Here is a 14,176-nt window from a genome sequence, read left to right as displayed (position 1 = left end):
AGGACGGGGTCAGAAGAAAGCGTTCTTCTGACCCCTGTTTCAAATCCCTCCCCCGGAGTCTCATGAAAACGGGGTCAGATGAACGTTTTCATCCGACCCCACTCTTACTTACCAAACTCGGGGGTGAGAAGTAGCCTTCTTCTGACCCCACCTTAACCGGAGCAGAATCATGTCCGAAGCAGTCATCGTCTCCACCGCCCGTACCGGCCTTGGCAAGTCCTACCGGGGCTCCCTGAACAACACCCACAGCGTCGATATGGCCGGCCATGTCATCAAGCACGCAGTCGAGCGAGCCGGCATTGATCCGGCCATTGTTGAAGATGTCATCATGGGCGTCGCCTACCCAGAAGGCACTCAGGGCCGGAATGTCGCCCGTCTGGCGGCTATTCGTGCCGGTCTTCCGGTCACCACCGCCGGTCTGACCATTAACCGGTTCTGTAGCTCGGGCCTGCAGTCCATCGCCATGGCAGCCCAAAGGGTTGTGTCCGAGAAAGTGCCCGCCATGGTGGCAGGTGGCGTCGAGTCCATTTCCCTGGTTCAAAACGAACATGTGAACAGCTTTCATGCCACCAATGACTGGCTCATGAAAAACAAGCCCGAGCTGTATCTGTCGATGATTGAAACGGCTGACATCGTGGCAAAGCGTTACAACGTGAGCCGGGAGTCCCAGGACGAATACTCCCTGATCTCCCAGCAGCGCACGGCGGCTGCCCAGCAGGCCGGTAAATTCGACGATGAAATCGTGCCTTTCGACACCACCATGCTGGTCAAGGACAAGGAAACCGGCGAGGTTAGCGAAAAGCAGGTCACTCTGGACCGCGACGAGTGCAACCGCCCGAACACCACCCTCGAAGGCCTGGCAGGTCTGGAGCCGGTGCGTGGCCCGGACCAGTTCATCACCGCCGGTAACGCCAGCCAGCTATCTGACGGCGCGTCGGTGTGTACCGTCATGAACAGCACTTACGCCGAGAAGCACAACATCGAGCCCATGGGGATCTTCCGTGGTTTCGCAGTGGCCGGCTGTGAGCCCGATGAGATGGGCATTGGTCCGGTTTTCGCCATTCCCCGCCTGCTTGAGCGTACTGGCCTGAAAATGGACGATATTGATCTTTGGGAGCTCAATGAGGCTTTTGCGTCCCAGGTTGTGTATTGCCGTGACCGTCTGGGAATCCCCATGGAGAAGCTGAACGTGAATGGCGGTTCCATCTCCATTGGTCATCCCTTCGGCGTTACCGGCTCTCGCCAGACCGGCCATGCCCTGATCGAAGGTAAGCGTCGCGGCGCCAAGTACGTGGTGATCACCATGTGCATCGGTGGCGGCCAGGGCGCGGCCGGTCTGTTCGAAGTGGTGTAAACCCGGGGGAGCGTCGCCATGCAGCAGAAAATCATCAATACCCGGGATCTGGCGTTCCAGCTCTATGAGCTGCATGACGTGGAGCAGGTGCTGCGGTTTGAACGGTACTCGGAGCACAATCGGGAGACTCTGCAGGCGGCGCTGGATCTGGCCCTGAAGGTGGCGGCAGAGGAATTTGCGCCGCATGCCCGACTGGTAGACGAGGAAGAGCCGACCTTCGAGAGCGGGCGGGTGGCGATGCGGCCGGAAGTCCGTCAGGCCCTGGACGTGCTCAAGGGCACCGGTCTGATGGCGGCCAGCCAGGATTACGAGCGGGGTGGCATGCAGCTGCCCGCAGCCGTAGCCCAGATGTGTGTCGGACTGCTCAAGGGGGCCAACGTCGGCACACAGGGCTACGCCGGCCTGACCATCGCCGCCGCCAACCTGATCCTGGCCCATGGCACCGAGGAACAGAAAGCCCGTTATGCCGACCCGATGCTGGCAGGCCGGTTCTTCGGCACCATGTGTCTCACCGAGCCCCATGCCGGCTCGTCCCTGGGGGATCTCCGTACCCGCGCCGAGCCCCAGGCAGATGACAGCTACCGTTTATTCGGCAACAAGATCTACATCTCCGGCGGTGATCACGAGCTGAGCGAAAACATCATTCATATGGTGCTCGCCCGGTTGCCGGACGCCCCGCCAGGGGTGAAGGGCATTTCCCTGTTCCTGGTGCCAAAAATCCTGGTGAACGAGGATGGCTCCCTGGGCGAGCGCAACGATGTGGCCCTCGCCGGGCTCATTCACAAGATGGGCTATCGCGGCACCACCTCCACCATGCTCAACTTCGGCGAGCAGGACGGTGCCGTCGGCTACCTGGTCGGCAAGCCCCATCAGGGCCTCACCGCCATGTTTCACATGATGAATGAGGCCCGGATCGGTGTGGGTCTTGGCTCGGTCATGCTGGGTTACACCGGCTACCTGCATGCCCTTGAATATGCCCGGGAGCGACGGCAGGGGCGTCCGGTTGGCGAGAGAGACCCGCAAAGCCCGCAGGTGCCGTTGATCCGTCATGCCGATATCCGGCGCATGTTGTTGGCCCAGAAGGCCTATGTGGAAGGTGGCCTGGCCCTGTGCCTGCAGGGTGCAATGCTGGTGGACGAGAAAAAGTTTGCGGAAACCGGGGAGCAGCGTGAGCTGGCCGCCGGCTTGCTGGACCTGCTGACTCCCGTCATCAAGTCCTGGCCGTCCCGCTATTGCCTGGAGGCCAACAGCCTGGCCATCCAGGTGCATGGCGGCTATGGCTACACCCGGGAGTATCCGGTGGAGCAGTTCTACCGGGATAACCGGCTGAACCCGATCCATGAGGGAACCCACGGGATCCAGGGTCTCGACCTGCTGGGCCGGAAGGTTTCCATGGCCGATGGCCGGTTCTACCGCGAGTTGATGGATCGAATTGAGGCTACCATTGGTGAGGCTCGGCAATACGAGCGGCTTTCTGACAGCGCGGCCCGCCTCGAGAAAGCAGCAGGGGCGATGGGCGGCGCCACTGAGGCCATCAACGCAGTCAAGGCCACTGGAGACAAGGAAAAAGCCCTGGCCAACGCCACCCTGTATCTGGATGCCTTCGGGCAAATGGTGGTGGGTTGGCTGTGGTTGCGTCAGGGGCTGAAGGCCGTGGAGGGCCTGGAAAACCCGGATCGTCAGGACCATGCGTTCTACGAGGGTAAGCTCAGGGCCTGTGAGTATTTCGCCCGATATGAATTGCCGGGTGTAGTGAGTACGGCGGAGCTTTTGAAGGCGGTCGACGAGACTGCACTGAGCATGGCCGATGAGGCGTTCTAGGGCCCCAAGACGGGGTCAGAAGAAAGCTTTCTTCTGACCCCACTTTCTCCACCGGGAACTGACGTTAACTCGGGGTCAGATGAACGCTTTCATCTGACCCCTGCTTCATCTCCAGTAACCCCGGGGTCAGAGGAACGCCTTCACCTGACCCCTCCTTAAACAAAAAGGGGAGCAAAAATGGATAGAAAAGCCAAAGCCGTGGTCTGCCGGGAATGGGGCCAGCCCGTCCAGGTCGAGACCATCACCGTGGAAGGCCCCAGGCGGGGCGAGATCACCATCAAGATTGCGGCCTGTGGTGTGTGCCACAGTGATCTGTCCGCCACCACCGGCAAGATTCCCTATCCGCCGCCCCTGGTCCTCGGGCACGAGGCTGCGGGCGTTGTGGTGGAAGTAGGTGAAGGGGTGACCGAATTCCAGGAGGGGGACCACGTCGTCAGCTCCTTCATCTCCATGTGCGGCAAGTGCCGTCAGTGTGTCCGCGGCCGGCCGGTGTTGTGTGAGAATGCCCGCAAGGCCATGTTCAACCTTCCGGATGGCACGGTTCGCACCAGGGGCGCCGATGGCCAACCCTTGAACGTGTTCGGGGCCTGCGGCGTGATGGCGGAATACGCCACCATGCATGTGGATAACTGCGTCAAGGTGGATAATACCGTGCCCATGCAGAACGCCGCCCTGGTCGGGTGCGCGGTAATGACCGGCGTTGGCGCCGTGTTCAACACCGCGAAACTGGAACCAGGCTCGCGGGCCGCAGTATTCGGAATCGGTGGTGTGGGCCTCAACGCGATTCAGGGCTGCGCCACTGCCGGTGCCGAGATGATCGTGGCGGTGGACAGCAACCCGAAGAAGCTGGAGATGGCACGGGAATTCGGAGCGACCCATACGGTCAACATTAACGAGGTGGATGACGCCGCGAAGGCCGTGAAGAAACTGACCGGTGGCGTGGACTACGCCTTTGAATGCGTGGGTGCCGGCCCGGTGGTGGAACAGGCCTACAAGTGCCTCGGGCGTGGCGGCACCGCCGTGGTGGTGGGGGTGGCCGATCCGAAGGACAAGACCTCACTGACCACCCTGACGCTGCCCGCGGATGAGCGAACCCTGAAAGGCAGCTGGCTGGGTTCAGCCCGTCCGCAGCATGATTTCCCCAGGATCCTGGGGCTTTACAAGGCCGGTAAACTCAAGTTGGATGAACTGGTTACCCGGACCTACCCCATTGAAGAGGCTGCCCAGGCTTTCGATGATATGGTGGCCGGCAAGAACGCCCGTGGCGTGATCGTATTTGATTAAGGGGGAGAACATGAACGAATTGAGCAAGAACTATATCAACGGTCAGTGGGTCGACTGGAGCGGCGAGCTGATCGATGTCCACGAGGCTGGCACCGGTGACGTCATTGCCCGCGTACCCGCCTCCGGTCGCGAGGAAATGGAGCAGGCCATCGCCGCAGCGGATGCCGCTTTCGAGAGCTGGTCTGAAAGCACCCTGGAGCAACGCCTGAAAGTGCTGGAACAGCTGCACGCGGGGCTGAAGGAACGGGCGCCGGAGATTGCCGAGACCGTGAGCCGGGAAGTGGGCATGCCAATCAAGCTGGCCACCCCCATCCAGGCCGGCATGCCGGCGGCCGTGACCAAGACCTACCTGAAACTGCTGCCGGACTTCCAATTTACAGAGCAGTCCGGCAACTCCGAGGTGCAGTACGCCCCGGTGGGTGTGGTTGGCTGCATCACCCCCTGGAACTACCCGCTGCACCAGGTGATCCTGAAGATCGTCCCGGCCATTGCCGCCGGTTGTACCGTGGTGCTCAAGCCATCGGAAATCGCGCCCCAGACCGCCTATATCCTGGCGGAAATCCTGGACGGTACCGATCTGCCCAAGGGCGTGTTCAACATGGTGTGTGGTCTGGGCCAGACCGTGGGCGACACCCTGATCAAGCATCCGGATGTGCGCATGGTGTCCTTCACCGGTTCCACCCGCACCGGTCACCTGATTGCCCACGCTGCGGCCGATGATTTCAAGCGTATTGCCCTGGAGATGGGCGGCAAATCAGCCTCGATCATTCTCCCCGATGCCGACCTCGCCGGCGCGGTCAAAGGCACGGTTAACAACTGCCTGCTCAATTCCGGCCAGACCTGCACCGCCCTGACCCGCATGCTGGTCCCGGCGGACAAGCACGATGAGGCCTGTGAGCTGGCGGCAGCCGCGGTGGCCAAGATGACCCCGGGCAATCCGCTCGAGGAAACCACCCGCCTGGGCCCGCTGTCTTCCGCCCAGCAGCGTGACCGGGTGATCGATTACATCAGGCTCGGTATCGAGGAAGGCGCCACCGTGGTGACTGGCGGTCCGGAAGCGCCGGAAGGCTGCGACAAGGGTTACTTCGTCAAGGCCACGGTATTCGGCAATGTCCGTCCGGACAGCCGCATAGCCCAGGAAGAGATCTTCGGGCCGGTGCTGAGCATCATTCCCTATAACGATGAGGCCGAGGCGATCCGTATTGCCAATGGTACCCCCTATGGCCTGTCCGGCGCCGTCTGGTCCGCCGATGATGCCCATGCCAAGCGGGTAGCGGGCAAGCTGCGCACCGGTCAGGTGACGGTCAATGGTGGTGCCTTCAATGCCCTGGCGCCCTTCGGCGGTTTCGGCCATTCCGGCCTCGGCCGGGAATTCGGCAAGTGGGGTCTGGAGGAGTTCCTGGAGGTGCGGTCGCTGCAGTTGTAAGGCGCACCCGCGGGGTCTGAAGAAAGCCTTCTTCTGACCCCTTCTTAGACCTTGCCCCCAAGCAGAATCCGTACCGCCGTACAAGCATCCTCCAGTTCTTCATCACTGGGTTCACGGCCCCCGAGGATGTCGCTGTAGAGACAGGACTCCGCGAGTCGGACCATGAATGACGACAGGCTCTCAATATTCATCGGCGGCGTGATGTAGCCCTTGGCGACCTGGTCCCTGAGGAGGCGAGTATTCGCCTCGACCGTCCGGCTGCGCAAGGTGGATTTTGATGAAGTCAGAATCTTGAGCGCGTACTCCGGATCCTCATTGATGAAGCGACGCAAGGGTTTGAAATGCATGACGGTGGAGTTGATGTGACGGTAGACCCCGACGACAAACTCCACACCATGGCCCGGAGTTACAGCCAGAGCCTCCTGTCGCACCGGCTCATAGAGCGACCAGAGAACCTCACCGATCAGAAGGTCCTTGTTGCCCACCCACCGGAACAGGGTGGCCCGGCCGATATTGAGTTCGTCCGACAGGGATGCCAGGTGGATACGCTCGCCTTTGAGCCACATGCGCCGGGCCCGCTTGAATGCGTCGGCCGGTGTCGCTTTCGTTGTTGTTCTGGCTGTCACTGGAACCTCTTATCCAAATTCGATTTCATTCTAACGACAAAAAGAGAACGCTGCTATGAAGACCAGAATCACTGAGCTGTTTGGCATTGAACACCCCATCATTCAGGGCGGCATGCACTGGGTCGGCTATGCCGAGTTGGCAGCGGCGGTATCCAACGCCGGTGGCCTGGGGATCCTGACGGCGCTGACCCAACCCACGCCCGCAGATCTGGCCCGGGAGATTGCCCGCTGTCGGGAAATGACGGATAAGCCCTTTGGCGTCAATCTCACGTTCCTGCCGTCGTTCAAGGAACCGCCCTATCCGGAGTACATTCAGGCCATCATCGACGGCGGTGTAAAGATCGTGGAAACTGCGGGCCGCAGCCCGGAAAAGTACATGGACCAGCTGAAAGCCGCTGGTATCAAGGTCATTCACAAGTGCACCTCGGTGCGCCACGCCCTGAAGGCCGAGCGTATCGGCTGTGACGCGGTCAGCGTCGACGGCTTCGAATGCGCCGGGCACCCCGGTGAGGATGACATTCCCAATTTCATCCTGCTGCCCCGGGCCGCCGAGGAACTGACCATTCCGTTCGTGGCCTCCGGTGGCATGGCCGATGGCCGCAGCCTGGTAGCGGCCATGGCTCTGGGTGCGGAGGGCATGAACATGGGTACCCGCTTCCTGGCCACCCGCGAAGCTCCGATCCACGAGCGGGTGAAACAGACTATTGTCGACTCGGACGAATTGCAGACACGACTCATCATGCGGCCGCTCCGGAACACCGAGCGGGTCCTTCGTAACCGTGCCGTGGATGAAATCATCCGCATTGAGGCCGAGAAGGGCGGCGAAACCACCATCAACGACATCCGCCATCTGGTGACGGGTGCCAAGGGCAAGCTGGTGCTGCATGAGGGGCGCATGGACGAGGCGGCCTGGAGTTGCGGCATGGTGGCAGGACTGATCCACGATGTTCCCAGCTGCGACGAACTGATCGACCGGATCATGACCGAGGCCCATGCCATTGTTCGAGAGCGACTGGCGAACTTCCTTTAGTCATTGGCTGGCGTGATTATTTCGTGATATTTCCGCGATAGACTCTTTACCTGCGCGTGACGCTGCCGTAAAGCAGCGTTGCGAATCTGCTCCGTGAGGCGGGCCACTCGTGCCCGCGTTCCCGACAACAGCACGGAGAGATTCCCATGCAATCACTGACACGAATGTTCGTACCCCTCATGCTTTGCCTTGGCGCATCCCTGGCCGTTGCCGACGGGATGGAGTCGTCGGCCGAGAGGATGAAAGACGACGGCATGATGGCGGAAGAGTCCATGGAAAAGGGCATGGAAAAGGATGACATGACCGCTGACATGGACCAAGGTATGAAAGAGGACACGATGGACACGATGGACACCATGGATGACATGGACGACATGGAGGAGGCAAATGATATGGAAACGATGCCCATGGAGGACGACACCATGAACAAGGACACCATGGAGTAACCGTTGCCGGAGCCGCCCACCCGGGCCAGGAAACCATGACACGAACCGTACTGATCATTGAGGATAACCCCGGTATCGGCGAGCTGGTGCGTATGCAGGTGACCGACCTGGGCATGCGGGCCATTCTCGTCGGCCGGGGCGACGAGGGACTGGAGCGTTTCCTTCAGGGCGGGATAGATCTTGTGATCCTGGATCTGATGCTCCCCGGGATGGACGGGCTCGCGGTATGCCGGGAGATCCGTTCTGGCACCGGGTATGTTCCGGTGCTGATGCTCACGGCCAAAAGTTCCGAGCTGGACCGGGTACTGGGCCTTGAGATGGGGGCGGATGATTATCTGACCAAGCCATTCAGCGTGGCGGAACTGGCGGCCCGCATCAAGGCTCTGTTCCGGCGCGTCGATGCCATGTCCTCGGGAACGTCAGAGCAAACCGAGGCGGAGGAGCTGGTTATCGAGGAGCTTCGCATTGATCCGGTGCGACATCGCGTCTTTGTCCGGGGCCTGGAGGTTGACCTGACCGCCAGGGAATTTGATCTGCTCTGGCATTTTGCCCGCCACAGGGGCCGTGTATTCAGCCGCGCCCAGCTGCTGGATGCAGTCTGGGGGTACAATCATGAAGGCTACGAGCATACGGTAAACACTCACATCAACCGCCTTCGTAACAAGGTCGAGGCTGACCCCTCGGCGCCCCGGTATATCCAGACCGTGTGGGGTGTTGGTTACCGGTTTATGGACTGACGCATGGCCCTGTCACTGTTCCGCACACTCTACGCCCGGTTGGCGCTGGGTCTGTTTCTGCTGCTGGTTATTGTCGGTGGCCTGTTTACAGTCCTGAGTCTCTATTCCGTGCGCGAGTACACGGCTGCAGTCAATCAGGAACTCAATCGCGACCTGGCCCGGAATCTGGTTGCCGACCGCAACCTGGTGACGGGTGGCCAACTCGACCAGGAAGCCCTGAAAAGACTGTTCGACCTGTACATGACCATCAATCCCGGCATCGAGATCTACCTGCTGGGCCCGGAAGGCCGGATTCTTTCCTACTCCGCCGACCCGGACAAGATTAAGCGTAATCGGGTTTCGCTCGGGCCGATCCGGACGCTGCTTGCACAGCCCGACGCATTTCCACTCCCGGGGGATGATCCCCGCAGTCATGATCGCCGAAAGGTGTTCTCGGTAACGACTGTACCTTTTGAAAATGAAAGCTCTGGCTATCTGTACGTGGTACTCCGGGGTGAGGAATATGACCTGGCCGAGAGCATGGTGCATAGCAACCAGCTGTTGCAGATGGGAGCCGGGGCTCTGGTGATCAGTCTGGTCGTTGGCCTGATGGCAGGGCTGGTGTTCTTTCACCTCTTGACCCGAAGGTTGTCCCGGCTGACCGAGCGGGTCGAAAATTTTGAAATCAGCGGCGAAGTGCTGGTTCCGGAGAACAGGGAAACCCTTGTCTCCCCCGGGGACGACATCGATTACCTGGCGGCACGCTTTGAACATATGGCCAGCCGTATCGCTGCCCAGGTCGACCTGCTGAAAGAAAAGGATCATCAGCGTCGCCAGATGGTGGCTCAGGTCTCCCACGACCTGCGCACGCCGCTGGCGTCGATTCAGGGCTATCTGGAGACCCTGAAGATGAAACAGGCGGATCTGGAGCCTTTGGAGCGAGCCCGTTTCCTCGACGTGGCACTGGCGGAAACCTGGCGACTGGGCCGGCTGGTGGAAGAATTGTTCGAGCTGGCGGCGCTTGAAGCCCGGGAGAAACAGCCGTCGCCGGAACCCTTCATGATGGCTGAGCTGGTGCATGATGTGGTCCAGAAACATCAGCCCGAGTCGGAGCGTGCATCGGTACGGCTTCGAATTACCCATGCTGACGGGATCATGGCGCTGGCAGACATTGCCATGACCGAGCGCGTCCTCGACAACCTGATTAGTAACGCCATCGCCCACGCCCCTTCCAACAGCGACGTTGCCCTGGCTGTTCGTCAGGACGGGGATGCCGTACTGCTGACGGTCGCGGATGCCGGTACCGGCATCCACCCGCAAGACCGAACCCACCTGTTCGAGCCTTTCTACCAGGGTGCCGGGGCAGTAAATGCCGGTCATGCGGGCCTGGGCCTGGCCATCGCCCGTCGTATGGTGGAACTTCAGAAAGGCCGCATCGACGTCCGTAACCTTGAGCCAACCGGTGCCGAGTTCCAGGTCTGGTTGCCGGCTGCCGACACCAGGTAATGCCCCGAAAATCCACGCTGTTATAGATTCGTAATACTCTGTGAACGGTTTCGTGAAGCCACCGGTTTAGGCTGACAGCATGGTATCAATCACAGGAGAAACACCATGAAACGCAGTATCTCAGGTTTTGCCCTCGTGCTGTCCCTGGTTGTGGCAGGGGGGGCTTACACGTCTCTTGCCACTGCAGACAAGCACGATACCGAGTTCGCCCCCGACGATCCGGACCTGGCTGTGGCCACGTTTGCCGGCGGTTGCTTCTGGTGCGTGGAAGCGGGTTACGAGAAGGTGCCGGGGGTTGTCGAGGCGGTCTCCGGTTATGCCGGTGGCAGTGTCGAGAATCCTACCTATAAGCAGGTTTCTTCTGGTAGTACCGGTCACACGGAGGCGGTCCAGGTCTACTACGATCCGGATGAGATGACCTACGAAGGACTGTTGCAGGGCCTGTGGCGGATGATGGATCCCACCGACGCCAATGGCCAGTTTGTCGATCGGGGCAAGCAGTACCGGCCTGCGATCTTCTACCACAATGACGAGCAGAAGCGTCTGGCCGAGGCCGCCACGCAGGAACTGGAGGCTTCGGGTATCTATGACAAGCCGGTGGTGATTGAAATCGTACCGTTGGAAACCTTCTATCCGGCGGAGAAGTACCACCAGGACTATTACAAGAAAAACCCGCTGCGCTACAAATTCTATACCTTCAACTCCGGCCGCTATCAGTTCATCGAGAAGGTCTATGGCGAGAATTATGAGCTGGATTTCTCGAAGTTCCGGCCCGCAGCAGCCATGGAATCGGATACCAGGGGCAAAGGCTTTGATCCGCAAGCCTTTGTAAAGCCCGATCAGGAAACCCTGAAAAAGCGCCTCACTGATATCCAGTACGAGGTCACCCAGGAAGACGGAACCGAAAGGGCTTTTAACAACCCCTACTGGGATAATAAACAGGCCGGTCTGTACGTCGATATTGTGTCCGGGGAGCCGTTGTTCTCATCTCGGGACAAGTACAAATCGGGTACTGGCTGGCCCAGTTTCACCAGGCCCATTCACGAGGATGCGGTGGTGGAAAAGGAGGACAGGACACTGTGGATGACCCGCACCGAGATCCGTAGCCGGTATGCCGACTCGCACCTGGGGCATGTCTTCAATGACGGACCGGCTCCCACCGGACTGCGTTATTGCATGAACTCAGCGGCGCTTCGGTTCATTCCCCTGGAGCAGATGGAGGCTGAGGGCTACGGGGACTATATTGACGAAGTCACCGGCGGTAACTCCTGATGGTGCGGTCAGAGCCACAGGTCCTTGACCGGAGTAGTCGGTCCGAAATGGTGGTGAATCTGGGCCTGTAGCAGCTCTGCGGTGCCAATGGCATCAATCAGCGCATTGTGGGAGGCGTAATGGGGCAGTCCATAACGCTGACGGCTGTCGGCCAGTCGAATCGACACCGGTTTCTTGCCCAGCAGGCGTTGCCAGCGGCCAGGCCGCCGGTCAGGATGCAGGTGGGCTTCGATGGCCATGGTGTCGATGACCGGAAACCGGATACCTTCGCCTAATCGCCACTGCAGCGCCACGTTGAGGAACGGCCGCTCGATGTCCCGGTAATGGACCACTGGAATGCGGCCATTCAGGTAACTGAACAGCTTATCCATCACCTCGGCAAGGTCCGGGGCATTGTCGATGTCGGAATGGGTGATGCCATGCACTTCGATGGAGGTCTGGTGCAGCGGCAATTTCGGGCGCACCACCTGATGCCAGCAGCGACCCAGCTGAATGCCGCCCAGGGTGAATGGTACCAGCCCGATACTGACGATGGAGTGCTCATTCGGATCAAGTCCCGTAGTCTCGAAATCCATCGCCAGCAGCGGAACGTCCGACATCGGCATGTCCGGGTCGACGCAGCCGGCCTCATAGAAGGCCTTGAGTAGCGGTGACGTTGCCTGGTGGGCGAGCTCTCGATATTGCTCCGGCCAGGTCGGTTTGGCGCTTGTTACGTCCTCACGTTCGGGATTATTGGGCATTGCGGCCTACCTGGGCGTTGTAGCGGAAACGCAGGAACTTCTGGGCATTGCTGACCACCTGGAAGGCGTCCTTGAGATGGCTGCGTTCGAACGGCGACAGATCTTCAGGTCGCACGTTATTGTCGGGATTCCTGCCATCCTCGATGGCCAGGGCCTGGTGCCTGATGCGAACGATGGAGATGAACTCCAGGGCATCCCGGAGGTTGCCGAGGTCATCTTCCAATAATAGCTTGGTCTGGCCGATGGCCTTGAGGCGCTCGAACGAGTTCTGGGCCCGGGAGCCGCAGGCCAGGGCATGGATCCGGATCAGGTCGGAAAGCGGTGCAGTGCCACGCCGTTTCAGGTTGAAGGTCTTGCGGTGCTGACCGTCCTCTTCCAGTACGAAGGTGCGGAAAAAGCCCAGAGGCGGTGTCCTGTTCAGGGCATTACGCGCCATCAGGGTGAGGAAACGCTGGCTATGGCTGGCTTTTTCCGCCACTACTGCTTTCAGTTCTTCGGCGAACTCGTTCTTGCCGTGAATGCCGTCCAGATCAAAGAAGATATTGCTGTTCAGCAGTGCCTCAGCCTTCGGGTTCTCGATCCAGTCCGTGAAGTAGCCCTTCCACACCCGCAACGGCTGGCGCCATTTCGGGTTGGTGGCCATGATCTCACCGGTGCAGTACTTGTAGCCGCACTCCGCCAGTCCATCGCTGACAAACTTTGCCAGTGCCAGAAAGTATTCGTCGTGTTCCTCGGGCACGAAACTGTCGTCCAGGATCATCGCATTGTCCTGGTCGGTCACCACCAGCTGCTCGTCCCGGGCCATGGAACCCAGCGCCATGAAACAGTAGGGGATCGGAGGTGGTCCCAGCTTTTCCTCGCCCAGCTCCAGTAGCCGCTGGGTGAAGCTCCGACCGATTCCCGCCATGGCACTGCCGATCATGTGGGAGTTGGCGTCCTCGTTCACCATGCGCACGAACGTATCCGGTACATCCCGGCTGATTTTCTTCAGGCCTTTGACGTCATTCTGGTGGTAGATGTTGCTCACCAGATACAGACTGCTCTGGCTTTCGTACTTGACGATATCCGACAACGCGATGACGCCCCGCACCTCGTCTTTATCCATGACCGGCAGGTGGTGGACGTTGTTGTGCAGCATCATGAGCATGGCTTCGAAAATGTACGCGCTGGCGCGAATGGTGATCAGACCCTCGGACATGATGTCGCTGATGGGGGTTTCCGAGGGCAGGGCTTCGGTAACGGCGCGGGTCCGCAGGTCACGGTCGGTAATGATGCCCTTGAGCCTGGGATGGTCGGCGCTTTCATCCATCAGTAGCAGTGCTGAAACGCCCTGATCGGTCATGATCCGGGCCGCCTCCTGCAGCCGCACCGTGCAAGGTGCGGAAACCGGGGTGCGGGAAATCAACCGGGTGACCTTGGAGGTCATCAGATCATTGGATTTCTCCCGCCGGGACAGGGCGGAACGAAGGCGGCTCCGGTCCTCGGTCTCGACAAAGTCGGCAAAACCGTCATCGTTCTCAAACAGGTACTGGAAGGTGGCCTCCGGAATTCGGTAGATGAGGGTATCTTCGAGCGCCTTGGCGGGAAAACGCACCGTCTTGTTCATCAGCAGCCCGAACTGGCCAAAAATGTCACCCTCTCCGATCCGGTTGTAAAGTTCACCGGAGCGCCGGTAGATCTCCACGGCGCCACTGCGAATATAGTAGAGCCAGGAGTTGTCCTGGCCGAATTCCAGGATCTGCGTGCCGGCCCGGAAATACTCCACTTCAACGCCACCGACCACATGATCCATCAGCTCCTCGGGCATTTCATCGAACGGAGGGAACTGGGCCATGTGGTTCCGGATATCAATGAGTTCCGCCTGCATATTGCTCCCTGGTGCGCATTGAGTGAATTCTGAAAGTTGTTGTTAATCAAGGACTATAGCAACCGGAGGGAGAACTGGCCACGGGGTA

The 14,176-nt window shown here is 59.9% G+C and carries 12 protein-coding genes; 9 read left to right on the top strand and 3 right to left on the bottom strand.

Annotation, left to right across the window (positions count from 1 at the left end):
- Nucleotides 1-169: 169 nt before the first annotated feature.
- From ACQUTG_RS11700 to ACQUTG_RS11685, 4 genes are all read left to right on the top strand, one after another.
- On the top strand, nucleotides 170-1,354 hold the full coding sequence (locus ACQUTG_RS11700; protein ID WP_428919566.1) for an acetyl-CoA C-acyltransferase: 1,185 nt from the start codon (nucleotides 170-172) through the stop codon (nucleotides 1,352-1,354).
- Between the two features lie 18 nt (nucleotides 1,355-1,372).
- Nucleotides 1,373-3,175, top strand: coding sequence for an acyl-CoA dehydrogenase (locus tag ACQUTG_RS11695; RefSeq protein WP_428919565.1), 1,803 nt, complete (start codon nucleotides 1,373-1,375; stop codon nucleotides 3,173-3,175).
- A gap of 177 nt (nucleotides 3,176-3,352) precedes the next feature.
- Nucleotides 3,353-4,459: a zinc-binding dehydrogenase gene (locus ACQUTG_RS11690; protein ID WP_428919564.1), complete on the top strand. Its 1,107-nt coding sequence runs from the start codon at nucleotides 3,353-3,355 to the stop codon at nucleotides 4,457-4,459.
- 10 nt (nucleotides 4,460-4,469) lie between these two features.
- On the top strand, nucleotides 4,470-5,885 hold the full coding sequence (locus ACQUTG_RS11685; RefSeq protein WP_428919563.1) for an aldehyde dehydrogenase family protein: 1,416 nt from the start codon (nucleotides 4,470-4,472) through the stop codon (nucleotides 5,883-5,885).
- Between the two features lie 44 nt (nucleotides 5,886-5,929).
- Here ACQUTG_RS11685 and ACQUTG_RS11680 read toward each other — a convergent pair whose 3' ends face one another.
- Nucleotides 5,930-6,511, bottom strand: coding sequence for a QsdR family transcriptional regulator (locus tag ACQUTG_RS11680; protein WP_428919562.1), 582 nt, complete (start codon nucleotides 6,509-6,511; stop codon nucleotides 5,930-5,932).
- A 55-nt stretch (nucleotides 6,512-6,566) separates the two neighbouring features.
- Here ACQUTG_RS11680 and ACQUTG_RS11675 point away from each other — a divergent pair, with 55 nt between their 5' ends.
- The 5 genes from ACQUTG_RS11675 (at nucleotide 6,567) to msrB (ending at nucleotide 11,481) form a co-directional block, all read left to right on the top strand.
- Nucleotides 6,567-7,541, top strand: a complete 975-nt coding sequence (locus ACQUTG_RS11675; RefSeq protein ID WP_428919561.1) for an NAD(P)H-dependent flavin oxidoreductase — start codon at nucleotides 6,567-6,569, stop codon at nucleotides 7,539-7,541.
- 146 nt (nucleotides 7,542-7,687) lie between these two features.
- Nucleotides 7,688-7,987: a hypothetical protein gene (locus ACQUTG_RS11670; RefSeq protein ID WP_428919560.1), complete on the top strand. Its 300-nt coding sequence runs from the start codon at nucleotides 7,688-7,690 to the stop codon at nucleotides 7,985-7,987.
- A gap of 35 nt (nucleotides 7,988-8,022) precedes the next feature.
- The gene (locus ACQUTG_RS11665; RefSeq protein ID WP_428919559.1) at nucleotides 8,023-8,724 is read left to right on the top strand and encodes a winged helix-turn-helix domain-containing protein; all 702 of its coding nucleotides are present in this window, start codon (nucleotides 8,023-8,025) and stop codon (nucleotides 8,722-8,724) included.
- Nucleotides 8,725-8,727: 3 nt separating this feature from the next.
- Nucleotides 8,728-10,209: an ATP-binding protein gene (locus tag ACQUTG_RS11660; RefSeq protein WP_428919558.1), complete on the top strand. Its 1,482-nt coding sequence runs from the start codon at nucleotides 8,728-8,730 to the stop codon at nucleotides 10,207-10,209.
- Between the two features lie 105 nt (nucleotides 10,210-10,314).
- Nucleotides 10,315-11,481 carry a peptide-methionine (R)-S-oxide reductase MsrB gene (msrB, locus tag ACQUTG_RS11655; protein WP_428919557.1) on the top strand — a complete coding sequence of 389 codons (1,167 nt, stop codon included), beginning with the start codon at nucleotides 10,315-10,317 and terminating at the stop codon, nucleotides 11,479-11,481.
- Nucleotides 11,482-11,489: 8 nt separating this feature from the next.
- Here the strand turns inward: msrB and ACQUTG_RS11650 are convergent, their stop codons facing one another.
- Nucleotides 11,490-12,221 (bottom strand): 3'-5' exonuclease, encoded by a 732-nt coding sequence (locus ACQUTG_RS11650; RefSeq protein WP_428919556.1) that lies wholly within the window; start codon nucleotides 12,219-12,221, stop codon nucleotides 11,490-11,492.
- The gene (locus ACQUTG_RS11645) at nucleotides 12,211-14,088 is read right to left on the bottom strand and encodes a putative nucleotidyltransferase substrate binding domain-containing protein (protein WP_428919555.1); all 1,878 of its coding nucleotides are present in this window, start codon (nucleotides 14,086-14,088) and stop codon (nucleotides 12,211-12,213) included. Before ACQUTG_RS11645 ends, ACQUTG_RS11650 begins: the two co-directional genes overlap by 11 nt.
- Nucleotides 14,089-14,176: the final 88 nt, after the last annotated feature.

The organism is Marinobacter sp. DUT-1 (assembly GCF_050379415.1).
Lineage (GTDB): Bacteria > Pseudomonadota > Gammaproteobacteria > Pseudomonadales > Oleiphilaceae > Marinobacter.
The sequence above is the reverse complement of the archived record's forward strand: the minus strand, read 5'-3'. Positions and strand labels throughout refer to the sequence as shown.

Bases quoted from the DNA above. Each gene is read 5' to 3' on its own strand.
- ACQUTG_RS11690 (WP_428919564.1), top strand. From the start codon at position 3,353: ATGGATAGAAAAGCCAAAGCCGTGGTCTGCCGGGAATGGGGCCAGCCC.
- msrB (WP_428919557.1), top strand. From the start codon at position 10,315: ATGAAACGCAGTATCTCAGGTTTTGCCCTCGTGCTGTCCCTGGTTGTG.
- ACQUTG_RS11650 (WP_428919556.1), bottom strand. From the start codon at position 12,221: ATGCCCAATAATCCCGAACGTGAGGACGTAACAAGCGCCAAACCGACC.
- ACQUTG_RS11685 (WP_428919563.1), top strand. From the start codon at position 4,470: ATGAACGAATTGAGCAAGAACTATATCAACGGTCAGTGGGTCGACTGG.
- ACQUTG_RS11675 (WP_428919561.1), top strand. From the start codon at position 6,567: ATGAAGACCAGAATCACTGAGCTGTTTGGCATTGAACACCCCATCATT.
- ACQUTG_RS11670 (WP_428919560.1), top strand. From the start codon at position 7,688: ATGCAATCACTGACACGAATGTTCGTACCCCTCATGCTTTGCCTTGGC.
- ACQUTG_RS11700 (WP_428919566.1), top strand. From the start codon at position 170: ATGTCCGAAGCAGTCATCGTCTCCACCGCCCGTACCGGCCTTGGCAAG.
- ACQUTG_RS11665 (WP_428919559.1), top strand. From the start codon at position 8,023: ATGACACGAACCGTACTGATCATTGAGGATAACCCCGGTATCGGCGAG.
- ACQUTG_RS11695 (WP_428919565.1), top strand. From the start codon at position 1,373: ATGCAGCAGAAAATCATCAATACCCGGGATCTGGCGTTCCAGCTCTAT.
- ACQUTG_RS11645 (WP_428919555.1), bottom strand. From the start codon at position 14,088: ATGCAGGCGGAACTCATTGATATCCGGAACCACATGGCCCAGTTCCCT.
- ACQUTG_RS11660 (WP_428919558.1), top strand. From the start codon at position 8,728: ATGGCCCTGTCACTGTTCCGCACACTCTACGCCCGGTTGGCGCTGGGT.